This window comes from Brevibacterium sp. 239c, from assembly GCF_900169365.1.
In the GTDB taxonomy this organism is placed as follows: domain Bacteria; phylum Actinomycetota; class Actinomycetes; order Actinomycetales; family Brevibacteriaceae; genus Brevibacterium.
Genome location: NZ_FXZH01000001.1, coordinates 19,781 through 44,717, shown reverse-complemented (window position 1 = coordinate 44,717; position 24,937 = coordinate 19,781). Strand labels below are relative to the sequence as shown.

The 24,937-nt window shown below is 62.3% G+C and carries 23 protein-coding genes and 1 tRNA gene; 5 read left to right on the top strand and 19 right to left on the bottom strand.

Annotation, left to right across the window (positions count from 1 at the left end):
• Window positions 1-46: 46 nt before the first annotated feature.
• From BSP239C_RS00215 to mfd, 9 genes are all read right to left on the bottom strand, one after another.
• Complete coding sequence (locus BSP239C_RS00215) at window positions 47-1,342, bottom strand: S8 family serine peptidase (RefSeq protein WP_101569613.1); 1,296 nt, start codon at window positions 1,340-1,342, stop codon at window positions 47-49.
• Complete coding sequence (locus BSP239C_RS00210; protein WP_101569612.1) at window positions 1,339-2,286, bottom strand: Ppx/GppA phosphatase family protein; 948 nt, start codon at window positions 2,284-2,286, stop codon at window positions 1,339-1,341. The genes BSP239C_RS00215 and BSP239C_RS00210 overlap by 4 nt, the downstream gene beginning before the upstream one ends.
• 9 nt (window positions 2,287-2,295) lie before the next feature.
• The gene (locus tag BSP239C_RS00205; protein ID WP_101569611.1) at window positions 2,296-2,826 is read right to left on the bottom strand and encodes a DUF501 domain-containing protein; all 531 of its coding nucleotides are present in this window, start codon (window positions 2,824-2,826) and stop codon (window positions 2,296-2,298) included.
• On the bottom strand, window positions 2,826-3,317 hold the full coding sequence (locus tag BSP239C_RS00200; protein ID WP_101569610.1) for a septum formation initiator family protein: 492 nt from the start codon (window positions 3,315-3,317) through the stop codon (window positions 2,826-2,828). Before BSP239C_RS00200 ends, BSP239C_RS00205 begins: the two co-directional genes overlap by 1 nt.
• A 415-nt stretch (window positions 3,318-3,732) precedes the next feature.
• Entirely contained in the window at window positions 3,733-5,013 is a 1,281-nt protein-coding gene (eno, locus tag BSP239C_RS00195) for a phosphopyruvate hydratase (RefSeq protein ID WP_101569609.1), read from the bottom strand.
• A gap of 107 nt (window positions 5,014-5,120) precedes the next feature.
• Complete coding sequence (locus tag BSP239C_RS00190; protein WP_101569608.1) at window positions 5,121-5,927, bottom strand: tyrosine-protein phosphatase; 807 nt, start codon at window positions 5,925-5,927, stop codon at window positions 5,121-5,123.
• Window positions 5,924-6,382, bottom strand: coding sequence for a MazG nucleotide pyrophosphohydrolase domain-containing protein (locus BSP239C_RS00185; protein ID WP_257929966.1), 459 nt, complete (start codon window positions 6,380-6,382; stop codon window positions 5,924-5,926). The genes BSP239C_RS00190 and BSP239C_RS00185 overlap by 4 nt, the downstream gene beginning before the upstream one ends.
• A gap of 148 nt (window positions 6,383-6,530) precedes the next feature.
• Window positions 6,531-6,725, bottom strand: coding sequence for a CsbD family protein (locus BSP239C_RS00180; RefSeq protein WP_101569607.1), 195 nt, complete (start codon window positions 6,723-6,725; stop codon window positions 6,531-6,533).
• Between the two features lie 121 nt (window positions 6,726-6,846).
• Entirely contained in the window at window positions 6,847-10,437 is a 3,591-nt protein-coding gene (mfd, locus tag BSP239C_RS00175; RefSeq protein WP_101569606.1) for a transcription-repair coupling factor, read from the bottom strand.
• Window positions 10,438-10,526: 89 nt separating this feature from the next.
• Between mfd and BSP239C_RS00170 the strand changes: the two genes are divergently transcribed.
• Together BSP239C_RS00170 and BSP239C_RS00165 are read left to right on the top strand one after the other, a co-directional pair.
• On the top strand, window positions 10,527-11,987 hold the full coding sequence (locus tag BSP239C_RS00170; protein WP_101569605.1) for an arylsulfotransferase family protein: 1,461 nt from the start codon (window positions 10,527-10,529) through the stop codon (window positions 11,985-11,987).
• Between the two features lie 106 nt (window positions 11,988-12,093).
• A complete protein-coding gene (locus tag BSP239C_RS00165) occupies window positions 12,094-12,867 on the top strand; it encodes a rhomboid family intramembrane serine protease (RefSeq protein ID WP_101569604.1) in 774 nt (257 codons plus the stop codon).
• Window positions 12,868-12,886: 19 nt separating this feature from the next.
• Here BSP239C_RS00165 and pth read toward each other — a convergent pair whose 3' ends face one another.
• The 6 genes from pth to BSP239C_RS00135 form a co-directional block, all read right to left on the bottom strand.
• On the bottom strand, window positions 12,887-13,486 hold the full coding sequence (gene pth / locus BSP239C_RS00160) for an aminoacyl-tRNA hydrolase (protein WP_101569603.1): 600 nt from the start codon (window positions 13,484-13,486) through the stop codon (window positions 12,887-12,889).
• A 173-nt stretch (window positions 13,487-13,659) separates the two neighbouring features.
• Window positions 13,660-14,295 (bottom strand): 50S ribosomal protein L25/general stress protein Ctc, encoded by a 636-nt coding sequence (locus BSP239C_RS00155; protein ID WP_101569602.1) that lies wholly within the window; start codon window positions 14,293-14,295, stop codon window positions 13,660-13,662.
• 158 nt (window positions 14,296-14,453) lie between these two features.
• Window positions 14,454-15,476, bottom strand: coding sequence for an alpha/beta hydrolase (locus BSP239C_RS00150; RefSeq protein WP_180958881.1), 1,023 nt, complete (start codon window positions 15,474-15,476; stop codon window positions 14,454-14,456).
• 144 nt (window positions 15,477-15,620) lie between these two features.
• A complete protein-coding gene (locus BSP239C_RS00145; protein WP_101569600.1) occupies window positions 15,621-16,592 on the bottom strand; it encodes a ribose-phosphate diphosphokinase in 972 nt (323 codons plus the stop codon).
• Window positions 16,585-18,042, bottom strand: coding sequence for a bifunctional UDP-N-acetylglucosamine diphosphorylase/glucosamine-1-phosphate N-acetyltransferase GlmU (gene glmU / locus BSP239C_RS00140; protein ID WP_101569599.1), 1,458 nt, complete (start codon window positions 18,040-18,042; stop codon window positions 16,585-16,587). Before glmU ends, BSP239C_RS00145 begins: the two co-directional genes overlap by 8 nt.
• A 33-nt stretch (window positions 18,043-18,075) precedes the next feature.
• Window positions 18,076-18,147, bottom strand: a tRNA-Gln gene (locus BSP239C_RS00135).
• A 63-nt stretch (window positions 18,148-18,210) separates the two neighbouring features.
• Between BSP239C_RS00135 and BSP239C_RS00130 the strand changes: the two genes are divergently transcribed.
• Together BSP239C_RS00130 and BSP239C_RS00125 are read left to right on the top strand one after the other, a co-directional pair.
• Window positions 18,211-18,633 carry a hypothetical protein gene (locus BSP239C_RS00130; RefSeq protein WP_101569598.1) on the top strand — a complete coding sequence of 141 codons (423 nt, stop codon included), beginning with the start codon at window positions 18,211-18,213 and terminating at the stop codon, window positions 18,631-18,633.
• A 184-nt stretch (window positions 18,634-18,817) separates the two neighbouring features.
• On the top strand, window positions 18,818-21,331 hold the full coding sequence (locus BSP239C_RS00125) for a UvrD-helicase domain-containing protein (protein WP_101569597.1): 2,514 nt from the start codon (window positions 18,818-18,820) through the stop codon (window positions 21,329-21,331).
• 98 nt (window positions 21,332-21,429) lie between these two features.
• Here the strand turns inward: BSP239C_RS00125 and BSP239C_RS00120 are convergent, their stop codons facing one another.
• The 4 genes from BSP239C_RS00120 to purN all read right to left on the bottom strand — a co-directional run bounded on the left by BSP239C_RS00120 (window position 21,430) and on the right by purN (window position 24,348).
• A complete protein-coding gene (locus tag BSP239C_RS00120) occupies window positions 21,430-21,612 on the bottom strand; it encodes an antitoxin (protein ID WP_101569596.1) in 183 nt (60 codons plus the stop codon).
• A 139-nt stretch (window positions 21,613-21,751) separates the two neighbouring features.
• On the bottom strand, window positions 21,752-21,988 hold the full coding sequence (locus BSP239C_RS00115) for a hypothetical protein (protein WP_226830707.1): 237 nt from the start codon (window positions 21,986-21,988) through the stop codon (window positions 21,752-21,754).
• Window positions 21,989-22,094: 106 nt separating this feature from the next.
• Window positions 22,095-23,678: a bifunctional phosphoribosylaminoimidazolecarboxamide formyltransferase/IMP cyclohydrolase gene (gene purH, locus BSP239C_RS00110; RefSeq protein ID WP_101569594.1), complete on the bottom strand. Its 1,584-nt coding sequence runs from the start codon at window positions 23,676-23,678 to the stop codon at window positions 22,095-22,097.
• A gap of 49 nt (window positions 23,679-23,727) precedes the next feature.
• Window positions 23,728-24,348 carry a phosphoribosylglycinamide formyltransferase gene (purN, locus tag BSP239C_RS00105; protein WP_101569593.1) on the bottom strand — a complete coding sequence of 207 codons (621 nt, stop codon included), beginning with the start codon at window positions 24,346-24,348 and terminating at the stop codon, window positions 23,728-23,730.
• A 105-nt stretch (window positions 24,349-24,453) separates the two neighbouring features.
• Between purN and BSP239C_RS00100 the strand changes: the two genes are divergently transcribed.
• Entirely contained in the window at window positions 24,454-24,906 is a 453-nt protein-coding gene (locus BSP239C_RS00100) for a hypothetical protein (RefSeq protein WP_101569592.1), read from the top strand.
• Window positions 24,907-24,937 lie beyond the last annotated feature (31 nt).

The following is a 24,937-nucleotide window of genomic DNA, read 5'->3' as shown; positions in this document are numbered from 1 at the left end:
AATTGCATCTCGACGCTCCAGATCAGAGGTTCAGCGCCGGGTTTCCTCACCGTCTGCGACGGATGAAAGCCACTGCCGAGAGCACGAAGAGGATGATCGCGATGAGGCCCCCAGCGCCCAGAATCGCGAAGCCCAGCTGGGGCGTCGACTGCGATGAGACAACGTCCTTGGGCGCGACCGCTTTCGGGTTGTTGTCCTCCGCGGGAGCTGCGTTGTCAGTCTCAGCCGGGTCCGATTGTCCGCGTCTGTGCATCTTCACCCAGTCGGCGAGAGCATCAGCCGCGCTGGGCACCGTCTTCGGGACATCGGATTTCATCGCGGCCTTCGGATCGAGGCGACCCCAGCCGACGATCGGATCCGGTTTGCCCTTCTTGCTCTGTCCCTTGTGCCCGGGGACAGGTTTGGCCGTCGAGGTCAGTTTTGCGGTGACTTCGTCGGCGCTGAGGTCGGGGTCTTCGGCCCGGATCAGCGCTGCCACGCCGGAGACGATGGGTGAGGCGAAGGAACAGCCCTGCCCCTCTGCATAACCGCCCGAGTAATACGGGATCGGAATGTCTGCCGCCGGTCCCATCAGGTCCACGGCCGTTCCGGGAGCGGTCGATTCGGACAGAACACGGTTGTTTTTGCCCAGCCCTCCGACACCGATGACTCCGGGCACCGTCGATGGCGACCACGCCTGTGTGGCCCCTTGGGAGGCATTGCCGACGCAGGCGACGATGACGACGTCCTTCTCATAGGCGTAGGCGAAGGATTTGTCCCAGCTGGAGGGCCAGGCAGGGTCGTCCCAGCCCAACGACATGTTGATGACCTTGGCTCCGGAGTCGACGGCCCATCGGATGGCCTTGTCGGCCTGCTCACGGGTGGAGCCTGATTTCTTCGGCCGGTCGGGCCCCAACCACATCGAGGCAGAAAGGATGTCGACGTCGGGGGCGACTCCTGTCGGCCCGGCGCCCTTGCCCTGCCCGGCGATGACACCGGCGACTGCGGTGCCGTGGTGGATCGTCGTCTTGCCGCCGATCGGCGTCCTGCCGTCTTTGTCGAGCCCGCTGAAGTCTTTGGATTTGGTCACCACGCCACCGAGGTCGTCGTGCTTGGCGTTGACTCCCGAGTCGATTACGGCGACCTTCACGCCTTTGCCCGTGGATTTCTTCCACAGATCGTCGATGCCGTAGTCCTTGATGAACCACTGCCCTGGCCCGGCCTCCGGCGCTGCCATGGCCGGCTGCGTCGTGCCCATGAGCAGACCCAGCACGAGGGAGCCGACGAGGGCGAGTTTCGCGGTGCGCTTTCCAGCGCGTGGACGCCTGGGTGCTGTCGATGTCCGCGCGGTGGCGGACCTCACGACTGCTGGCGCGCGAGGTCGAGCGCGGTGCCGTCGAGGATGTCCGTCTCCGAGACCATGATGTCGAGTTCGGCCCCGGAGCTTTTAACCGCAGCATCGATGCGGGCCGCAATTCGGGCGAACAGCAGTCCCCCTGCCGCAATGACGTCGACGCGTCCGGGATGCATGTATGGCAGTGCCGCGCGGGCCTCACGCTCCATGCTCAGCAGCTTCTGGGCCTCACCGTCGATGTCTGCCACGCGCAGATGGGTCCCGTGGATGCGCTCGCGCTGGTAGCTGTCGAGGTCGAGAATTCCTGCGGTAAGTGTGGTGACAGTGCCCGCGACTCCGATCATCGTCCGTGGAGCGCTGATATCGACGATCTCTGCGGCCTTGTCGAGGTTGGCATCGATATCGTCGATGGCGGCCTGGATCTGGGCCTGGTCGGGAAGGTCGACGGACATGTGGCGTTCGGTCAGGCGCACGGACCCGATGTCCATGCTGACCGCCGAGGTGACTCTGTCGGTTCCGAGGACCAGTTCGGTTGAGCCCCCGCCAAGGTCCATGACGAGGAACGGGCCACTGTCGGCGCCGTGTCCGACGGTGGCTCCGAGGAACGACAGATGAGCCTCTTCGTCTCCGGTGATGACGTCGGGCACGACGCCGAGGATGCCGAAGATGCCTGCGAAGAATTCGTCGCGGTTCTTCACGTCACGGCTGGCGGAAGTGGCGACGAATCTCAGCTTCTCAGGTGAGTACTCGGCAGCAACCTCGGCGAACTCCCGGGCCGCGGCGAACGTACGTTCAAGGGCTTCAGGGGCGAACTCACCCGTCGCGTCCACACCTTGGCCGAGGCGCACGATACGGGTCTCGCGACGAAGCTCGGTCATCCGTCCCTGTGCGTCGACCTCGGCAATGAGCAGGCGCAGGGAATTGGTCCCACAGTCGAAGGCGGCAACTCGCATGAGTCTCTCCTATTCGCTTGCCTCGGCGGAGGCATTTTCTGCGCCCGCAGGGCTGGGGACGTCTGTCATGAAGGAGATGGCGCGGTCGCCGATCGGGTTGACGCCGGCTCCTGCTGCCAAGGAGTGTCCGACCAGAGCGTGCAGGCACTTCACTCGAGTGGGCATGCCGCCGGCGGAGTAGTCCTTGATCTCCTCCACCTCGGCGATGCCGGCGCTCTTGCCGATCTCCGATCGCGTCGCGAGGTAAGCGGCGTGGGCCTTGGCGTAGGCTGCGGCGAGTTCTTCGTCTTCGATGAGCTCAGCGGACCATTCGGTCATGATTCCCGACGCTTCGAGACGCGAGCACTCGGTGACGAAGGCCGGGTGGGTGAGGTAGAAGGTCGTGGGGAACGGCGTGCCGTCCTCGAGTCTCGGAGCTGTGGCAACGACCAGAGGCTCTCCCGACGTGCTGCGGGCCGCAATCCCGACGACGCCGCGCGGAATCCGCCCGAGCTGGTCCTTCAGGATGGCGAAGTCCGCCTCGGTGCACTCTGTGATCATCAGCCCTTCTCCACGGTATTGCCGACCTCTTGAATCGACTCCAGCAACTCAAGGTACCAGGCTTGTTTGCGTTGCGGGCGGTCCGTATCCGAATCGTCACCCTTGATCGCCTCCTGGTTGGTGACGATGACCGCGTTCTTGCCCTCTTCCACGTAGTACTGGTCCTTGCGCGCCTTGCGTTTGATGTACGCAGGGTCCTTGAGGTTCTCGTTCTTCTCTTCCAACCCCTGGACTTCGGATTTCGTCGATTCGATCTCGCTGTTGAGTGCCGCAATCTGCTGTGCCTGCTTGAGAGCGGAGTTGATCGAGGGCAGGAAGGTGACGAGCACGATGGCGACGACGAGAAGGAAGACGCCTGTCTGCCAGGACAGCTTCCGCTTGCGAGTGTCCTCGCTGGCCTGAGCCTCAACGACCGGCGTGGGACGTCGACGGGGAGCGGCTCTGCCTGGAGCGGATTTGGGGGCGCTGTTTCTCGGCTTGCTCGGAACCATGTCTCTTTCCTCTGCGACCGGGGATGGGGGAAGGCTGTCGCAACACATCTAAGTCTGCCGTGTCAGTAACCCGACTTCGAGGATTTGAGTGTCGTGGCGTGTTCTATTTTTCGAAAGCTTCCATCGGGCCGGTCGCTGAGGTTATTCTCTGGCAACAGTCGCTCATCCGATGCGCACTGAGGAGTTGGGAAATACCCGGGGGTGTTCTGTGCGGGGCGGGCGGTTTTGTGATCGCCGGGTGCCGAGGTATTCGCCATCGTCAGAGCATTCGCCGGGAGAATTTGTCGATGAATATCGCCGAGGCGGGGGCCGGGGGGACGGGGGATCTTAAACGGCCCCCGCCTCAGGGACGAAGCTATTCAGCACCGCGGTGCCTTAACGCCTCAGCGCCGTACCGCCTTAGCTCCGCAGCGAATCAGCCGTCGAAGCGGGGGAAGGCTCCCCGGCCGGCGTAGCGAGCTGCGTCGCCGAGCTGCTCTTCGATGCGCAGCAGCTGGTTGTACTTGGCCACACGCTCGGACCGTGCCGGAGCACCGGCCTTGATCTGGCCGGCGTTCGTGGCCACTGCCAGGTCGGCGATCGTCGTGTCCTCGGTTTCACCCGAACGGTGAGAGATCATCGTCGTATAGCCGTTGGTCTGTGCCAGCGACACTGCGTCGAGGGTCTCCGTCAGCGTGCCGATCTGGTTGACCTTGACCAGCAGAGAATTGGCGGTGTTGTCGTCGATGCCGCGCTGGAGACGCTCGGGGTTCGTCACGAACAGGTCATCGCCGACGAGCTGAACCTTCGAGCCGATGGACTCGGTCAGGGTGGCCCAGCCTTCCCAATCGTTCTCATCGAGTGGGTCTTCGATGGATACCAGCGGGTACTTGGCGAGCAGACCCTCGTAGTATGCGGCCATGTCCTGTGCCGACTTCTTCTCACCTTCGAACTCGTAGGCTCCATCGGAGTAGAACTCAGACGAGGCCACATCGAGTGCCACCGCGATGTCACGGCCCGGACGGTGCCCGGCAAGGTCGATGGCTTCGAGGATGAGATCGAGTGCTGCGGCATTGGAGTCAAGGTTCGGTGCGAACCCGCCTTCGTCGCCGAGCCCGGTGGACAGACCCCGCTCCTTGAGCACGCCCTTGAGCGCGTGATAGACCTCGACGCTCCACTGCAGGCCCTCGTGGAAGCTGGCCGCGCCGATCGGGGCGATCATGAATTCCTGGATGTCGACGTTGGAGTCGGCGTGCGATCCACCGTTGAGGATGTTCATCATCGGAACCGGCATGACGTGGGCGTTCGGTCCGCCCAGGTAGCGGTAGAGCGGCAGGTCAGCGGACACTGCGGCTGCTCGAGCCACAGCCAACGAGGTGCCCAGCATTGCATTGGCGCCCAGACGGGACTTGTTCTCGGTGCCGTCGAGCTCGATCAGTGCCTGGTCTACCAGACGCTGATCATCGCTTTCGAGACCGACGATGACTTCGTGGATCTCATCGACGACTGCGTCAACAGCACTGGTGACGCCTTTGCCCAGATAACGTTCCGGGTCGCCGTCGCGCAGCTCCACAGCTTCGAACTCACCGGTGGAGGCGCCGGAGGGGACCCCGGCACGGCCGACGGATTCATCGGCTAGCAGCACTTCCACCTCTACGGTGGGATTTCCCCGGGAATCCAGGATTTCACGGGCGTTTGCGGCAACAATCTCAGCCACTGATTACTCCTTCGCAATTGGTTTCACATGGGGAACATGTGCCTGCAGGACAGCTTAATGCACCAGAGGACCGAGCTCATTCTCAGCCCAGGATGGTTGCTTCGCTGTCAGGGGGCGACAACGTCGGCAGGCGTCAACAGCTGCCGCCGTAGTTTCTCCGGACTTGCCGGGTCCATTCCATGGTCGAGCAAATATGCTTCGACACCATTCTCGCCATACTTCGCGTCGATGGAGTCGAGGGTCTTCGCCATGAGTTCCGGCGGTGCCGCAGTTGCGGTCTCGGCGAGGTTCCCGGAGATCCCGGCATCGGCGAAGTTCCTGACGATGTTCTCGAGGAATCCTCCTGACAGGTGCTGTGAGGTGATCGAATACTCGTCGAGGATCTCGTGACGCCCGACGCCGAGGAGGGTGAGGATGAATGCGGCGACCACACCTGTCCGGTCCTTGCCAGCAGAGCAGTGGAAGACCACTCCGCCCTCGCAACGCTGTGCAATGACGTCAACGGCCAAGGCGAGACGGGTTCCGAAGTGACCGATCATGAGGTCATAGATCTTGCTCAGCGAACGATCGGAGAGGTCCATTCCGGTCTCCTCGGCGGCCTTCTTCATCTCCTCGCGGCTGAGCTGCTTCGCCGGGAAGAAACGATCGTCGAAGATGGGCAGCTCAATGAGCTCCGCGTCGATGCCCTCGAGCGCGTCGGGAAGTTTGGAACGTTCCCCGACGTCACGCAGATCGACGACGGTGCTGACGCCGAGCGCTCGGATGTCGGCTCGTGACCTGTCGGTGAGTTGGGCGAGACCGTCGGAGCGGTAGACCTTGCCCGTGCCCACGTTCGACTCCCCCGCCGAGGTGGGAGAGCCTCCGATGTCACGGAAGTTGAACGTGCCTTCGATATCAATGCGTTCCAAGCTCACTGCTGCGTGTCTTTCTGCTGTTTCTCTTCGGTCTTGATCCGGCGGTATTCGGCCTCGACGTCTTCGAGGGAGGCCATGTGCTCGTCGCTGGCGTCCTCGCCGAAGGCCAGAGGATGGCGTCGGATGAGTTTGGCTTCCAAGCCTTCGACTATCAGCCCCAGAGTATGCCCGTAGGGAACGGAACCGCTCTCGTCCAACAGCGCGGAATGGAAGAGGACCTGGTAGAAGACGTCGCCGAGTTCTTCGACGACGGCGGCACGGTGGCCCGGATTCCGATCACCTCGGAAGTCCTCGAGTGCTTCGATGAGCTCCTCGGTCTCTTCCCGCGCATACTTCTCGAGGCTTCCATGGTCCTGACGGCTCGACCACGGGCACCGGCGCCGCAGCGTCGCCATCGCCTCGGTTACTCCCTCGGTGCGAGCACCGATGACGCCCGCTGACTCTGCCTGCTCCACTGCAGTGCCCCTTCCGATTCCTGCTTCGCTGTGACGGTTCGACTCTCCAGCCGATAGCCGGACTCGCAAGCCGACGGTCCGACGCACGAAGCGTGTCGAACAATAAGAACGGCCCCCACCGCGGGCGCGATGGGGGCCGAGTTCCGCATTACTTGCTGAACTTGTCCTTGATGTCGTTGCCGAGGTCCTTGACCTTCTCGCCGACCTGTTTGGTCTTGCCCTTGAGCTGGTCTGCAGAACCCTCTGCTTTGAGCTCGTCATCGCCGGTCATGTCGCCGACGGTCTCCTTGGCTTTGCCGGAGAATTCTTCAGTCTTGTTCTCGAACTTATCGTCAAAACCCATAGTGGCTCTCCTTAAGTCGTACGGTACGTCTGTACCCGTATTCGCACTCTACGCTAGGAACAGCTGTTGAAAGTGCACTATCAGAATACGTACAGATTGCCTCTGCGTCGATCACCGCAGCTCAGACTCCAGCCTCGACGACCTCGGAGGCGACGACTGGGACGATCGCGTCGAGGAATTGGTGAGCCCAACGCAGGATGTCGGAATCCGTCATCTCCTTCGCATCGAAGCCGTTGCCTGTCATCGGCTTGGGCACGAGCACCGACCTGACCGCCGGCTTGAGCAGAGACTTCGGGTACAGGCGCTTGAGCCGCACGACCTGCGAATCTTCGAGTTCGACCGGACCGAATCGGACGAAGTTGCCTTGGACGACGATGTCGTTGATGCCCGAGGCTTTGGCTCTGATCCGCAGTCTGGCGACATCGGCGAGCACACCCACGGCCTCCGGGTAGGGACCGTACCTGTCGACGAGTTCGTCGAGGACTTCCTGCAGCTCGCTCTCGTTCGCCGCAGCGGCGAGTTTCCGGTATGCCTCAAGTCGCAGTCGTTCATGATCGACGTACTCTGCCGGCAGGTGTGCATCGACTGGCAGCTCGATGCGCATGTCCGCTTCGGGTTCGGTGTCCTCGCCGCGGAATTTCGCGACGGCCTCCCCCACCAGCCGCACATAAAGGTCGAATCCGACTCCCTCGATCTGTCCTGACTGCTGTCCGCCGAGGAGGTTGCCGGCGCCACGGATCTCGAGGTCCTTCATCGCCACCTGCATACCGGCGCCCAATTCGGTGTGGGCGGCCAGCGTCGTCAGCCGGTCGTGGGCAGTCTCGGTCAGCTGTGTGTCTGCAGGGTAGAGGAAGTAGGCGTAGGCACGTTCCCTGCCGCGACCGACGCGGCCGCGCAGCTGGTGCAGCTGGGAGAGTCCGAAGCGATCCGCGTGATCGATGATGAGCGTGTTGGCATTGGAGATGTCGATGCCGGTCTCGACGATGGTCGTGCACACAAGCACGTCGAACTTCTTCTCCCAGAAGTCGACGATGACCTGCTCCAGGCGCTGCTCGTTCATCTTTCCGTGGGCAATCGCGATCCGAGCTTCGGGGACGAGTTCGGCGATGTGGCCGGCCACGGCTTCGATGTCCTTGACACGGTTGTGGATGTAGAAGACCTGGCCTTCGCGCATCAGCTCACGGCCGATAGCGGCCTTGATCTGCTTGTCCTCTTTCTTACCCACGTAGGTCAGCACCGGGTGGCGTTCCTCGGGCGGGGTGGCCAGGGTCGACATCTCTCGGATGCCGGTCACAGCCATCTCCAGGGTCCTCGGGATCGGGGTCGCTGACATCGCGAGCACGTCGACGTTCGTGCGCATCGCTTTGAGCGTCTCCTTGTGCTCGACGCCGAAGCGCTGCTCCTCGTCGATGATGACCAGTCCCAGGCTCTTGAACCGCACTTCTCCGCTGAGCAGACGATGCGTGCCGATGACGAGGTCGAGCTTGCCAGCTGCGAGATCCTCGACAACCTGCTCCGACTCCTTCTTCGTCTGGAAGCGTGAGAGCGCGCCGACTGTGACGGGGAAGCCCGAATAGCGTTCGGCGAAGGTTTCGAGGTGCTGCTGAACGAGCAGCGTAGTGGGCACGAGCACGGCGACCTGCTTGCCGTCCTGGATCGCCTTGAACGCGGCACGGACTGCGATCTCGGTCTTTCCGTAGCCGACGTCGCCGCAGATCAGACGGTCCATTGGGACCGCTTTCTCCATGTCCCCCTTGACCTCGTCGATGGTCGTGAGCTGATCGGCGGTCTCCACGTAGTGGAAGGCATCCTCGAGTTCACGCTGCCATGGCGTGTCCGGCCCATATGTGTGGCCGACGGTGGCCTGTCGTGCAGAGTAGAGGCGGACGAGTTCGCCGGCGATCTCCTTGACGGCCTTCCTGGCCTTGGTCTTCGTGGCCTGCCAGTCGGAGCCGCCCATCTTGTTCAGGTTCGGGCTCTCCCCGCCGACGTAGCGGCTGACCTGGTCCAGAGCATCGCTGGGCACGTACAAGCGATCACCGGGCTGCCCGCGTTTGGCCGGGGCGTATTCGACGATGAGGTACTCACGGGTGTGCTTGTTCGCGCCCTTGCCGGTCGTGCGCTGCGTCATTTCAACGAACTTGCCGACACCGTGCTGATCGTGGACGACGAAGTCCCCGGGAGCCAGGTTCAGTGGGTCCACCTGATTGCGTTTGCGTCGAGTGGGCAGACGCCGCATGTCCCTCGTCGAGGTGGAGGCGGCGCGACCGAGCACATCGGCTTCGGTGAGCACGGCAAGCTTGAGGTCGTCGAAGACGAAGCCGCCGAACGGCGCGGCAGTGGTGACTGTCACCAGGGCCTCGTCGATGTCCGTCGGGTCATCGACGAAGGTCGCAGGCACGCCAGCTTCGGAGAACACCTCGACCATGCGCTGGCCCGGCCCCTGCCCTTCGGTGAGCACGAGGATGCGCCACCGGTCGTGGATGAGCTCCTTGACATCAGCGAGGATCGCTTCCACGTCGCCGGCATATCCTCGCGGCGCGCGAGCCGGAACGGAGAACAGATTCTGAGTGGGTGAGGCGAGTTCTTCGTCGGTGGCGAATCCGCCGAGCTCCCACCACGCCAGGCCGATGAGGCGAGCGCCTTCTTCCATCTCTTCCATCGTCCGGAATGTCGCAGCGGACAGGTCGATCGGGGAATCGCCGCCGGCAGCGGCTCCTGACCACGCGGCCTCGAGGAATTCGTTCGTCGTGACGACGAGGTCGGCGGCCCGGGCCTGCACCCGTTCAGGTTCGGTGATGACGATCTTCGTGGATTCGGGCAGCAGCGCGATGATCGGCTCCATGCCATCGGCCAGCACGGCTGAGAGTGATTCCATGCCTTCGACGGCGACGCCACCGGCGATCTTGTCGAGCATGTCCGATGCCGCCGGCAGGGTCTGTGACAGCGAGGCCGCACGTTCCCGGATGGAGTCGGTGAGCAGAAGTTCACGGCACGGCGGTGCCGAGAGTTTCAGGGGTGGGGTGTCCTCCTCGGCGGGAATGGACCTCTGGTCGCTGACGGAGAACTCGCGAATCTCGTCGATCTCGTCACCGAAGAACTCGATGCGCAAGGCATGGTCTTCCGTCGGCGGAAAGATGTCGACGATGCCGCCGCGAACCGCGAACTCACCTCGGCGGGAGACCATGTCAACGCGTGAGTATGCCAGCTCGGTCAGGCGTTGGGAGAGCTGATCGATCTCGTATTCGTCGCCGACGGCCAATTCCACCGGCTCGATATCGCCGAGACCTTTGACCAGGGGTTGGAGGAATGCGCGAACGGGCGCAATGATGAAAGCCAGGTGTCGGTCCGGGCTGGGGTGGGCCAGACGGTGCAGAATCTGCAATCGAGCTCCGACGGTGTCAGACCGGGGTGAGAGCTTTTCGTGCGGGAGGGTCTCCCAACTGGGGAAGACCGCGATCGAGTCCTCGGACACCCAGTCCGCCAGTGCCCGCGCCAGGTCCTCGGCCTCACGCGTGGTGGCCGTGACGATGAGCTGCGGCGCCGAGGTAGTGGGATCGTTGTCGGCCGACACCAGAGTTCGGCGCAGGATCGATGGCCACAGACCCCGGATCGCATCAATCGTTCCACCTGCCGTCTCCGGGGCGTTGAACGCTGAGACGAGGTCAGCGATGGTGGAGTTCTGGCGTGTGAGATCGAGTCCGTTGAGCACCCTGCAATTCTAGGCCACGGGTCGGACACGAGAAACGGCGGCGACTGCGCTCCGTCCACTCCTGGGTGGAAACGTGTGAAGATGGGGTCATGTCCTACCGCACGCTTCTTGCATCTGTGGCGGCCGCAACGCTGCTCCTGTCAGGATGCACCACCGAAGAGGAAGTCCCCCAACCCGAACGCTGGGACTTCAGCACCAGGCCGGACTTGAACCCGCCGAAGATCGACATCGACGTCAGCTCACAGCCGCCTGAGGAAGAGAACGACCTCAAGACATTCCTCGCGCCCAAGGGACAGGCCGCCGATGATGAGAAGTCCTGGGTCGGTGGGCTCATCCTCGACTCGGCCGGAGAACCGGTCTGGATCCGACACGGGTCGGGCCAGATGTGGGACCTGCGGGTTCAAGAGTACCAGGACGAACCTGTCCTCACCTGGTGGGAAGGGCTGGCCGAGACTCCAGAAACAGCCGGCGAAGTGGTGATGCTCGACGACAGCTACAACGAGATAGCACGGGTGGGCATGGGCGGGGACCTAGCGCACAAGACCGCCGATCTGCACGAAACGACGATCACCGAAGACGGCACGATGCTCCTCCTCTCCTATATCAAGACCCAGACGGATCTCAGCCCCGTCGACGGCCCGAAGGACGGCTGGGTATGGGAAGGAGTGGTCCAGGAGGTCGACATCGCATCCGGTGATCCCGTTGTCGAATGGCGATCGCTCGACGACGTTCCCGTCGACCAGACGCAGTCGAAGATCAAGGATGGCGAAGGCACCGAGGAGGAGCCCTTCGACTACATCCATCTGAATTCGGTGTCAGAGGACGATGACGGCGGCGCACTGCTCGTCTCCGCCCGCAACACCCATGCGATGTATCAACTCGATCGGAAGACGACCGGTCTGAATTGGGTGCTGGGCGGATCGGCCAGCGATTTCGAGATGGGTCAGGGCGCGACCTTCGCCTGGCAGCACGACGCCATCCGCCGCGAAGACGGCACGATCACCCTCTTCGACAACCACGCTGCGCCCCGCCTCGGCGATACCAGAGGGCTGCGCCTCGACGTCGATGAGGGAAAGAAGAAGGTCACTGTCGACACCGAGTACCCTGCCCCCGACGACCGCTCCTCGGGAAGTCAGGGCAATCTGCAGGAACTCGACAACGGCAATGTGTTCATCGGCTGGGGCTCCGAGCCGTACTTCTCGGAATTCACCTCCGACGGCAAGCTTCTCTACGACGCGACATTCACCGGCGGTTCGAACTACCGGGCCTACCGCTTCGACTGGGAGGCAACCCCCTCAGCTCCGCCAACCGCGACGAAGTCCGAACCTAGTGAGGGCATAACGCGAGTGCACATGAGTTGGAACGGAGCCAGCGAGGTTGCAGCCTGGCGCATCCTCAGCGGAGACGACGAGGAGCAGCTTGAAGAGACCGCCGTCGTCGATCGCACCGGCTTCGAAACCGCAGCCGACATCACTCCCGCTGGTTCCCGGATCGTCGTCGAAGCCTTGGACGAGGAGAAGGAACCGATCGGCAGCACGACCGTGGACTGATTCACCGGAGATCTCAGGACTGTAACGGGACTAACGGAACGGACACGATTGTCTCTGAGCCCCGGTTCTTCGGCGTTCTCCAAGCTTCATCACCGACAATTGAGACATGAGTTCCGACCAGTCCCCTCGTTTCTCCGCTGAAGAATCCCAGTACATCTTCGGCAACGATTCATCTGTCCCCAATCCACCCAGGTCAGGCGGCCACCCACCCGCAAAGCCACCCAAAGTCGCCAACCTGCAGACCACTGTCAGCCGCGATCACCGACTCTCACGCTTCGTCCCAGTCCTTGTTCTGCTGGCCATCATGTGGGTCATTGAGATCGTCGACACCATACTTCCCGCCAACCTCGACATGTTCAGTCTGCAGTCGTGGAATCCGCTGTCCCTCTACGGTGTGGTGACGTCTCCCCTGCTGCATGCGGGGTTCGGTCATCTGACGGCCAACACGTTCCCGTTCCTCATTCTCGGCCTGTGCATCGCCGTTGAGGGGGCACGTCGGTTCTGGCTCGTCACCATCATCACGGCGGTGGTATCCGGGCTCGGTGCCTGGTTGACGACGCTGCCGACAGGTCAGCACATCGTCGGCGCCTCCGGCATCGTGTTCGGATTCTTCGGCTACCTGGCGGTGCGCACATGGTTCACCGACGACATGCTTCGCAAAATCGTCTACTTCGCCATCGGCTTCTTCGTCTTCGTCACTTTCGGCGCATCGATGGTCTTCGGGATGCTGCCCCAGGCCAATGGGATCTCCTGGCAGGGCCATCTCTTCGGCTTCGCCGGCGGCGTCTTCGCCGCTTGGATGATCCATCGCAGGAGTCAGAACAATCTCACCTCTGAGAAACGTTCCACCTCTGAAAAGCGGTCCGGCGACGGGAATTGACACCGACTGAGCGCCGCTGTCACTTCGAGTGGTACTTGAGCTGCACCTTTTCAAGGCCCTCGACGATGTACATCTCGACGGCATCTGCGATATCCGAGATGAAGATCGGAAGTGTTTCGCGTTCGTCCTTGGAGAAGGGTTTGAGCACGTAGTCTGCGGTGTCCTGGCGTCCCATGGGCCGTCCGACACCGGCCCGGATGCGAGGATAGCTCTTCGTCCCCAGCGCCGATGTCATCGACCGCAGGCCATTGTGTCCGCCCTCTCCCCCGCCGACCTTCGCCTTGATCGTGTCGAAGGCGATGTCCACATCGTCGTGGACGGCAATGATCCGGTCGGTGTCGATCGAGTAGAAATCGGCGAGCTGCCTCACCGGTCCTCCCGATTCGTTCATATAGCCCGTCGACGTTGCCAGCACCACGCGTGGTCCGGGAACTCCGGGAACCGAGCCTGACGGCAGTCTGGACGTGCCGACGTTGGCACGCAGTTTGGTTCGGGTCAGGTTGACGCCGATGCGGTGTGCGAGTTCGGCGATGACCATCTGCCCGATGTTGTGTCTTGTCGTTTCGTATTTGGGGCCAGGATTGCCCAAGCCGAACACCAGCCATGCTTCATTCGTCATCGTCGTCCTTCGCTCATTCGTCTTCACCGCTCTTCGAGGACACCTGATCTGTCAGGAACCCTGACAGCACATGTGCTCACAGAACGAATTCGGTGGGCCGTTTCGTCAACGACCCACCGAATTCACTTTTCAGGCTGTGCCCAGAAGCTGGGCGCAGACGGAAGAAGTCGAGGTCACTCGTCCTCGGACTTCTCCTCTGCTGCACCTTCGGCCGACTCTTCGGTCGACTCTTCGTCGGTCTCGTCGGCTTCCGACTCGGTGTCCATCTCGGCTTCTTCCGAAACGTTGACGACGAGGAGCTCGGGATCAGCAGCGAGTTCGACGCCTGAAGCCATTTCGACCTGTCCGGCCAGAACGTGCTCACCGGCGGCGCGCCCCTCAATGGTGACCTCGACGTACTCAGGCAGCTTGGTGGCGTCTGCCTTGATGAGGATCGTCGACTCTTCCTGCTGCACCATGGTGCCCGGGGCGGATTCTCCGATGATGTGAACAGGAACGTCAACCTCGACCTTTTCGCCGCGCTTGACGATGATGAGGTCGAGGTGCTCGATCTGACGGGTGACAGCGTCGGTCTGCACGTCGCGAGCAATTGCGAGAACGTTCTTGGCACCGTCGGTGCTTTCGATCTCGAACAGCGCGTTGGCGTGCTTGAGGGCCATCATGGTGGCGTGGCCGTCAACCGAGATGTGCACAGGGTCTCCGCCGTGTCCGTAGACGACTGCGGGGATGCGACCTGCACGACGGGTGCGGCGGGCAGCGCCCTTGCCGAATTCATTGCGGGGTTCGGCGATGAGTTTGAAGTCAGCCATTTTCTCTCCTTCGTGGTGTACTTATCTTGCAAGCACCACGGCGAAACAGCCTTCAACCACAATGTCACTGTCTCAATTCGGCTCCGAGGTGCCGGTCAGTGTTGTGGGTCAGGACCGCGTCGATAACGGAAACATGAGTTTCCCTCGCCGAGGCAACCCTATGATTCTAGGTCACTGTCGTCGGTGACGCCAAGTCGGGCGGTCACAGCTTCAGCACACGCATCGATGCCGGTCTCCGTGAGGAGGATGTCGTAATGGTTCGTGCCGGGCACCTCGACAACGTTCAGCTCTTCCCAGCGCTGCTGGTAGGAGGCCACGAGTTCCGGCGGGTAGAGACCCGGCTCGGAGGCAACGAGGTCACGTTCGGCGAAGAGGAACGTCACCTCGGACTGACGCCGCTGACTGCTCATGATTTGGGCCAGTGCGTTGCGGTAGGCGCCGCCGGTGTACATATCCGCCGAGTCGGCCTGCATCGCCTCAATGGACGTCGACGGCTGGAAGCTGTGATCGTCCTTGGCCGCGAGATCGTAGACGAAGCTCTCCGTGGCCACATTGTCGAGACCATCGACGAAAGCTGGATGGGCGGCGAAGAACGCGAGGTATTCCTCAACCGACGCGAATGACATCGACAACCGTTCGGCGGCCGGCCCGAGGACTGCGGCGATGAGATCGTCGGTGTCAAGATCCTGATCGTTGAGCTCATCGGGTGCTGCGATGTCGACGTCTCCCCCTGCTTCTGGCACCGGCAGGGGAAGTCCTCCGTCGATGAGGACAGGTCCGTGGAAACGGTCGGCCACCTCGGCATCGGAATCGGCACCTGCACCCATACCGGCCAGGGTCATGGCAACGAATCCGCCCATAGAATGTCCGACCAGTGTGACCGGCCCGGGCTCGGCGAAGGCCTCGATGGCGGTGAGGACGTCCTCGGCATGGGCCTTCATGCCGAACGGCGGCCCCAACAGACGAGAGTCGGCACGTCCGCGCAGGTCGGGGCCGATGATGCGCACACCGGGCAGTGAGGAGACCAGCCCGGCGAAGAACAGATGGTTCGAGGTGATTCCGTGGATGACGCACACCGTGGGGACGCGGCCGGGCCCGTAGGCCACGGGTTCCCAGACGCCGACGGACAGCTCGCCGCCGGAGACGCTCACCCGGTACCGGTTGTAATCGTGGGACGACATCGTCACGGTTCCCTCCACTCGGTTGTCTCCAGTGTAGAGCGTCGATCGTTCCCACGGCAGGTGATGGTGCAGATAAGACAGAGCGAACCCCGAGCCGGAATCTCGACTCGGGGTTCGCTTCGGGAGACGCGTTGCGGCTCTGGCTCAGACCTCGAAGAGGCTGGTGACCGATCCGTCTTCGAAGACCTCGTGCACGGCACGGGCGATCAGCGGAGCGATCGAGAGCACGGTGAGCTTGTCGAACATCTTGTCTTCGGTCAGCGGGAGCGTGTTCGTCACGATGACTTCCTGCGCCACGGAGTTCGACAGGCGCTCGACGGCCGGTCCGGAGAACACTGCGTGTGTCGAGACGACGATGACTCCGGTGGCTCCGGCGGCCATGCAGGCGTCGGCGGCCTGGACGATGGTCCCGCCCGTGTCGATCATGTCATCGACGAGGACACAGGTTCGGCCCTCGACCTCACCGACGACACGGTTGGCCTTGGTCTCATTCGGTCGTGTGATGTCGCGAGTCTTGTGGATGAATGCCAGCGGCACTCCACCCAGGGAGTTCGACCAGTTCTCGGCGACCTTGATGCGGCCGGCGTCGGGTGAGACCACCGCCAGCTCGGTCGGGTACTTGTCCTTGACGTAGCCGGCGAGGATCGGCATCGCGATGAGGTGGTCGACCGGTCCGTCGAAGTACCCCTGGATCTGCGCAGTGTGCAGGTCCACGGTGATGATGCGATCGGCACCGGCTGTCTTGTACAAATCGGCCACGAGACGAGCAGAGATGGGCTCACGTCCGCGATGCTTCTTGTCCTGCCTCGCGTAGGGGAAGAACGGTGCGATGACCGTGATCCGCTTGGCCGAGGCACGTTTGAGTGCGTCGACCATGATGAGCTGCTCCATCAGCCATTCGTTGATCGGTGCACAGTGCGACTGGAGGACGAAGACGTCACAGCCGCGGACCGATTCGGAGAACCGGACGTAGATCTCTCCATTGGCAAAGTTGTAAATGTCAGTGGGGAGAAGTTCCGTCCCCAGGTTCTCAGCGACTTGTTCAGCGAGCTCATTGTTCGCGCGCCCGCTGACCAGGACGAGCTTCTTTTCGCTCGCCGTCGTTATTTCATTCACTTGCCGGTTCCCCTTCAGATGCGGCCTCGGCTGCCTGCGCTGCAGGCGTACCGGGGCGGTTGCTGACGACCCAACCCTCCAGGTTACGCTGTGGCGCCACGGTTATGGCAAGCGCTCCCGCAGGGACATCTTTGCGCACAGTTGTGCTCGCACCCGAGTAGGCGCCGTCGCCTACCGTGACAGGGGCAACGTACATGTTGTCCGAGCCCATGCGTGCGTGCTTTCCGACGACGGTGCGGTGCTTGTTGACACCGTCGTAGTTGACGAAGACCGATGCGGCTCCGATGTTGGATCCCTCACCGATCTCGGCATCGCCGACGTAGGACAGGTGCGGCACCTTCGCGCCCCGTCCGATGTCAGCGTTCTTCGTCTCCACGAAGGTGCCGATCTTTCCATCCTCGCCGAGGTTGGTCCCAGGTCGCAGGTACGCGAACGGTCCGACCTTGGCGCCGGCTCCCACAACGGCGAGTTCCGAATGGGTGCGCACAACCTGTGCCCCTGCACCCACCTCGGTGTCCTTGAGCGTTGAGTCGGGGCCGACGACAGCGCCGGTGGCGATATCGGTGGCACCGAGCAGCTGGACTCCGGGAAGGATCGTAACGTCTTCGCCCACGGATACATCCATGTCGATCCAGGTCGTGTCGGGGTCGATGATGGATACGCCTGCACGCATCCACTTTTCGCAGACGCGGCGGTTGAGCTCCTTGCCGAGGTTGGCCAGCTGCACACGGTCGTTGGCACCCTCGACCTGCCACAGGTCTTGGGTGGCGGTGGCGGCCACTGACTGACCAGCATCACGGGAGAATCCGATGACGTCGGTGAGGTATTTCTCACCCTGCGCGTTGTCCGTCGTCAGTGACGCGAGACCGGCCTTCAGTGCCGAGGCGTCGAAGGCGTAGATTCCGGAGTTGATCTCTCGAATGCTGCGCTGGTCATCGCTGGCGTCCTTCTGCTCGACGATGCGCAGCAAGGCTCCGGAGGCGTCGCGGACGATGCGTCCGTACCCGTTGGGGTCGTCGACTTCGGCAGAGAGGACCGTCACGGCATTGTGGGAGGACTCGTGGACCTCGACGAGGTTGTTGATCGTGTCAGTCGTGAGAAGGGGCACATCGCCGTAGGTCACGACCACTGTACCGTCGAGGTCATCTGGCAGCTGTGTCAGCGCGCACTCGGTGGCGCGGCCGGTGCCGGGGACCTCGTCCTGATCGGCGATGAGGACTGTCTGCGTCGAATTGATCGGCAGGGACTCGAGATGGGAGATGAGCTGGTCGCGTTCATGCCTGACGACGACGACGAGGTGTTCCGGAGTGGCACCGGCTGCCGCCGCGATGGAGTGGTGGAGCAGGGAGCGTCCGCCGATCGGGTGCAGAACCTTCGGCAGCGTTGACTTCATACGGGTGCCCTGGCCTGCGGCCAGAACGATGACGGCGATGGGTCTGGTCTGCGACATCTGTTGAATCCTTCGCAAGTCGGATTGGGCCAGCTCCGCCCATAGGATTCGAACCTATACCACACGGCTCCAAAGGCCGGCGTGCTGCCATTACACCAGGGCGGAACAGCGTGCACCAGTTGAGGGCCCGCGCTCACGAGACACCATCATGCCACTACGATGAACCGTATGGAAATTCTTCGCGAGATTTTAGTTGCTCTGCACCTCATTGGAATGGCGATCATCGTGGGTGGGTATTTCTCCCTCATTCGCACTCCCAAAGTTGCTCCCGGCATGCTGCACGGCTCTTATCTTCAGCTGATCACCGGTCTTCTCCTGCTCACCATCGCTGAGATGGGTTCGGGCGAAGTCAACCACATGAAGATCGGCATCAAACTCCTGATTGCGATTCTCGTCACCGTCTTCGCATTCATCGGCAACAAGAAGCAGAAGGCCTTCGCTGCCGGATCTTCGACTGCTGGGGTCGCACCCGCTGGAGGCGGCGCCGATGGAACCGTGGCGACCGCGGTGAAGAACCCTTCGGCGACGATGGCGCACCTCGTATTCGCTGGAGCGATCATCAACGTGTTGGTGGCCGTCTTCGTCCACTGATCTTCGAATCTCAACTTTCGTTGAGCCGGCTCCGCCCCGTTCGCACCGCTGTTCGCGATCGGGGCGGAGCCTTTTCTCTGCTCGCCCCGCTGCACTCTCCTCGGCTTCCTGCTCCGTACTTTCTTCGCCCATCTGATCCGTACTTTTCACTGCGTCAGCGGCTGACGGTATCGTTGATCCGGACATGACTGCTGCAGCTGAAAACATCGAAGAAGCCACTCCGGGAGCCGACTCACGTGCGGCCGAACTCGTCACCGGACTCAACCCACGACAGCGTGAGGCCGTTGCCCACACGGGCTCCCCCCTCCTCATCGTGGCGGGCGCCGGATCAGGAAAGACGACCGTCCTGACCAGGCGCATCGCCTATGCGCTGGCCACCGGTCGGGCCCATCCCGGTGAGGTCCTGGCGATCACGTTCACGAACAAGGCCGCCAAGGAGATGGCTGAGCGCGTGCGCTCCATCGTCGGTCCGGCATCGCGAGCGATGTGGGTCTCGACCTTCCACTCCTCTTGTGTACGGATCCTCCGCCGCGAGGCGAAGGTGCTGGGCATGAAGACCAACTTCACGATCTACGATGCCCAGGATGCTCAACGGCTCGTGTCTCAGATCCTCAAGGAACTGGGAATCGACACGAAGAAGTACACGCCTCGGTCGATGCTGCACAGAATCTCCAATCTCAAGAACGATCTGCAGACGCCCGATGACTTCATGCCCCGGCCGAACAATCCCGCCGATGAGGTCCTCGCCGATGTGTTCAGGCGATACACCTCTCGCCTGCGCCTAGCCAATGCTTTCGACTTCGATGACCTCATTGCTGAGACCGTTCATCTCTTCGGCGCCTTTCCTGAGGTCGCCGACTTCTATCGCCGACGGTTCCGACACATCCTCGTCGACGAGTACCAGGACACGAACCCGGCCCAGTATGCGCTCATCAAGTCTCTCGCCGGCAACGGCGCCGGTGGTGCCACCGGGGCTGAGCTGACGGTCGTCGGTGACGCCGACCAGTCGATCTATGCCTTTCGCGGGGCGACAGTGCGCAATATCGTGGAGTTCGAGAAGGACTTCCCCGATGCGGAGACGATTCTGCTGGAGCAGAACTATCGCTCCACGCAGAACATCCTCGATGCTGCCAACGCTGTGATCTCGAACAATCAGGACCGCAAGGACAAGAAACTGTGGACCTCAGAGGGCACGGGCGAATCCATCGTCGGCTGGGTGGCGGAGAATGAGCAGTCCGAAGCTCGCTTCATCGTCGACCGTGTCGACGAGCTCATCGACAATGAGAAGTACACATATGGTGACTTCGCGGTCTTCTACCGCACCAATGCTCAGTCCCGTGCCATTGAGGATGCTCTGGTCCGCTCGGGCATTCCCTATAAGGTCGTCGGCGGCACACGGTTCTACGAACGTAAGGAGATCAAGGACGCTCTCGCATATCTACGTGTAGTCGCCAATCCGGATGACGATGTGAATCTGCGGCGCATCCTCAACGTTCCCAAGCGAGCCATCGGTGATCGCACCGAGGGCATCGTCGCTGACTTCGCCGACCGTGAGGGCATCAGCTTCTACACGGCGCTGGGACGCCTTGATGAGATAGTCCATCTGTCCGCCCGGGCAAAGGCCTCCGTGTCGAAGTTCTACGATCTCATGCGAGATCTGGCAGCCATTGCCGAAGCGGCTCCACTGTCGCGGGTCATCGAGGCGATTCTCGAGCAGAGCGGCTACCTTGAGTCGTTGCAGAAGAGCACAGACCCGCAGGACGAATCGCGTGTTGATAACCTCGCCGAACTCGTGGCCGTGGCCGAGGACTTCGTCGCCACACAGGCCATGGCCGGCACCGGCGATGACGACGATGAGCCCGAGGTGGAACCACAGGCGGAGACTGAAGCGCAGGCGGAGACTGAGGCTGAGGTTGCTCCTGAGGTCGAGGCTGTTCCTGAGGCTGAAGATGAGGAGTCTCCCACGTCGGGCGGTTCCTCGATCGAGGCCTTCCTAGAGCAGGTGGCGCTGGCCTCGGACACGGATCAGATCCCTGATGCCGAACTCGGTCAGGTCACGCTCATGACCCTGCACACGGCGAAGGGCCTGGAGTTCCCGGTCGTCTTCCTCACCGGCCTCGAAGACGGTGGCTTCCCGCACGCTCGTTCCTTCGAGAATCCCAATGAGCTCTCAGAGGAGCGTCGTCTGGCCTATGTGGGTCTGACCCGGGCTCGACAGCGCCTGATCGTGACTCGGGCGGAGACTCGCAGCATGTGGGGACAGCCGCAGTACAACCCGCCGAGCCGGTTCCTCTCTGAAATTCCCGAGAGTCTCATCGAATGGGAGAACACCGGCACCTTCTCATCCAGCGGCGGCGGATTCTCTTCCGGCGGCTATGGCGGGGGAAGCCTCGGCGGCTACAGCGGCTCGCGCGGCGGCGGGTTCGGTTCCTCACGCGGATCCGGCTCTTCGTCTCGCTCGCGCTCAAGCTCTGCGAACTCTTCGTCGCCTGTGGCCGGTTTCCCGAATCGGATTCGACCCAACCGAGAGGTCATCACCGTATCGGTGGGCGAGAAGGTCTCACATGAGTCCTTCGGTCTTGGAACCGTGACAGAGGTCAAAGGTGTCGGCGATAAGACAGTGGCCGTCGTCGACTTCGGCTCCCTGGGCACGAAACGACTCTTGCTGCGCTACGCCCCCATCGAAAAGCTCGGCTGACAACCGGGCACGGACCTGGAGACATAAATGAAGCGCCGAGGTGAAAATAATTTCACCTCGGCGCTTTTCCATGCCGGACGCGGCGATGGATTCAAAAATCAGTCGTTGCCAATTTTTCCGTCGACTCCGTCGCGACCCTTGTTGATCTGGTCGTCGAACTTGCCGCCGGTCTTGTCATTGGCGAAGTCAGTAGCCTTATCAAGACCCTTATCGCTGAACTCTTCACCCTTGTCGCTGTTCATGGCGTCCTTGGCTTTGTTTGTAAGATCGTCGAGTCCCATACTGTCTCCCTTCAATGGAAAAGGTTCTTGCGAACCTTCTTACACCAATCACCCTGCCACTTATCGGACGCGGGTGTAACCGAATCTTCCCGCTTCTCAGCAAATGCACAAAAAGGCTGTGGTTCGGCTTCCGGCAGGTTCAGCGTGACTCCGGAACTACGAACGCCAATGCCACGAGAACCACGGCGAAAAACAGCCCGGTTCCAATGTCGACGCTCTTCGACCGGTTGGTCCAGACCTCTTCCCACGGCTCCGGCATCGCACGCATCATCGCCAGCCCGGCCGGCACGACAGCCAAAACGATCGCACCGAGTCGGAAATCGATGATGGTGCATGCGGCTGCGATCAGGATTCCCAGCAGGCATGCCAATAGCACCCAGTCGCGGAGTACAGGGTTTGCGTAGCGCCGTTTCCAATAGATCCAGCGTTTGGCGATCGGGCCGCGCCCACGCCTGGCATGGCGTGGGTGGGCCTTCCCCTTCTCAGTGGAAGAAATGGCGGCTCCCGGTCAGGTACATGGTGATCCCCGCCTTCTCAGCCGCTTCGACGACCTCATCATCGCGGATCGAACCACCGGGCTGCACAACCGCGCTGATGCCGGCATCGATGAGGATCTGCAGTCCGTCTGCGAACGGGAAGAAGGCGTCCGAGGCGGCCACGGCCCCGGTCGCTCGTTCCTCACCGGCACGTTCAACGGCCAGCTTCGCGGAATCGACCCGGTTGACCTGGCCCATCCCCACGCCCACGGACGCACCGTCCTTGGCCACGAGAATGGCATTGGACTTCACTGCACGGCAGGCCTTCCAGGCGAATTCCAGGTCGGCCAGAACCTCGGCGGTCGCGGCAGTGCCTGCGGCCAGTGTCCAGTTCTCCGCAGCATCGCCGTCGGCCTGGAATGCATCGCGGTCTTGGACGAGGAACCCGCCGGTGATCGGCTTGATCTCCGAGGGTGCGAAGTCGACGTCGCCGAGTTCAAGCAGGCGCAGGTTCTTCTTGCCCGACAAAAGCGCCAGGGCTTCGGGCGAGAATGAGGGGGCGGCCAGGCACTCAGTGAAGATCGGCTTGATCGAAGCGGCCAGTTCGGCGTCGACCTCACGGTTGGTCGCGATGACGCCGCCGTAGGCGGACAGAGAGTCGCATTCGTGGGCTGCCTTGTGTGCGGCGGCTGCCGTATCGGCCACAGCGATCCCACAGGGGTTGGCGTGCTTGATGATTGCCACAGCCGGACGGTCGAAGTCGAAGGCCGCGCGAATGGCAGCATCGGTGTCCGTGTAGTTGTTGTAGGACATCGCCTTGCCGCCGAGGAGTTTCGCACCGGCGATTCCACGGGTTCCGTCGGAGTACACCGCCGCTGCCTGGTGGGGGTTCTCGCCGTAGCGCAGGTCCCTCAGCTTCTCCCCCGTCACTCCGGCGAAGGCCGGCTGACCGGCAGCCGCGGCCGCTTCGTCGGTTCCCGCTTCTTCTGCACCGAAAGTGAGTTCGGCGGCGAACCAGGAGGCCACGGCCGTGTCATATGCCGCGGTGTGAGCAAATGCTCGAGCGGCGAACCCGCGCCTGGCGTCAAGGTCGAAGCCCTGGCCCTGTGCCGCTTCGATGACGGCGGGGTAATCGCTGGGATCGGTGATGACGGACACGCTCGGGTGGTTCTTCGCCGCAGCCCGCACCATGGAGGGGCCACCGATGTCGATCTGCTCTACGCAGTCGTCGAAGTCGGCGCCGCTGGCCACCGTCTCGGCGAAGGGGTAGAGGTTGACGATGACGAGGTCGAAGGGTTCGATCTCGAGCTCATCGAGCTGGCTCATATGATCCGGCTTGCGCGAATCGGCGAGGATGCCGGCGTGGACCCGCGGGTGCAGGGTCTTGACTCGGCCTTCGAGGCATTCTGGGAACCCTGTCAGGTCTTCGACCTTCGTGACTGCAGCGCCCGCCTCGGCGATCTTCGCTGCTGTCGAACCGGTGGACACGATCTGCACTCCGGCGGCTTGCAGTCCGCGGGCCAGGTCCTCCAATCCCGATTTGTCGTAGACGCTGACGAGCGCTCTCTTGATCGCGCGGGTTCCTGTCACAAGTCCTCCTTGAAGGCTCGATTGCCGTTTCGTGCGGTTGGTGAGTAGGTCAGGACGAAGACGCCGAGGTGGCATATCCGCTGACATGCCGTCCATCGATGACGAGGTCATGATGGACGAGGTGGGTCAGGAGGCGGACAAGTTCCGACCGCTCCTGAGTCTTGATGCGTTCGTGCACCGTATCTTCGGTGTCTTCGTCGCTGATGGGAACAGCGAACTGGGTGATGATCGGACCCGTATCGACCCCGGAGTCAACGAGGTGGATGGTGCCGCCAGTGATGCGCACACCGTGGGCGAGGGCATCACGGACACCGTGGGCGCCGGGGAAGGCCGGCAGCAGGGCCGGATGTGTGTTGATGATGCGATCGCGAAAGGCCGCGATGAACGAGGACCCGAGGATCCGCATGAAACCGGCCGAGACCACCCAGTCGGGTGACAGGTCTGCCACAGCATCCCGCAGGCGGAGATTCCAATCCTCACGGCTCGCGCAGTCCTTGGGTGCCACGACGAAGGTGGGGATCGAATGCGCTTTCGCCCGGTCGAGAACACCCGCCGTCTGTGAGTCGGAACCGACTCCGACTATCTCAACGCCACGACCCGATGTGGCGAAGGCGTCGATGACTGCCTGTGTGAGGGTACCCGAGCCGGATGCCAGAAGAACGATGCGCACAGTCCCATTCTAACGTTTGACTCATCGGCTGTCGGTCACAGCATCAGAATGCGGACTCCGGTGGCCGCCAAGGTTTTTGTCAGTGGACTATGACAAACTATTGCTGTGACGTCACCAAACAATACTGAAGAGAAAAGCGCGCCCACTCCCGAAGAGGAGAAGCAGGCCGCGCCCGCTCGACACGGCCTAGTCCTGATCCTGCTGATCCTCGCCTCGGTCCTGACGTTCACGTATCCGCTGCCGTTCAAGGTTGCGGCGATCGCCTTCGCCATTGCCGCCGTCGTCTGGTCGATCCGTTACATCATCGCCGTGGTCAAGGCGAAGCAGAAGCGCAATATGTCGCTTGGGATCCTAGGCGGATTGCTCGCCGTCTACCTCATCTTCTCGACGATGTCGTCCGTCGTCCTCTGGCCCGTCCAGTCGAAGTATGAAGAGTGCGTGCGCGATGCCATCACACAGCAGGCGCAGCTGTCCTGCACGACGGAATATCAGACCGGCCTCGGCGACTGGTTCAAGCAGATCACCGGCCAGGACCTGGACCTGCCCGGCACAAAGTAGGACATCCTCGGCCGAGAGGCCGTTGATTCGG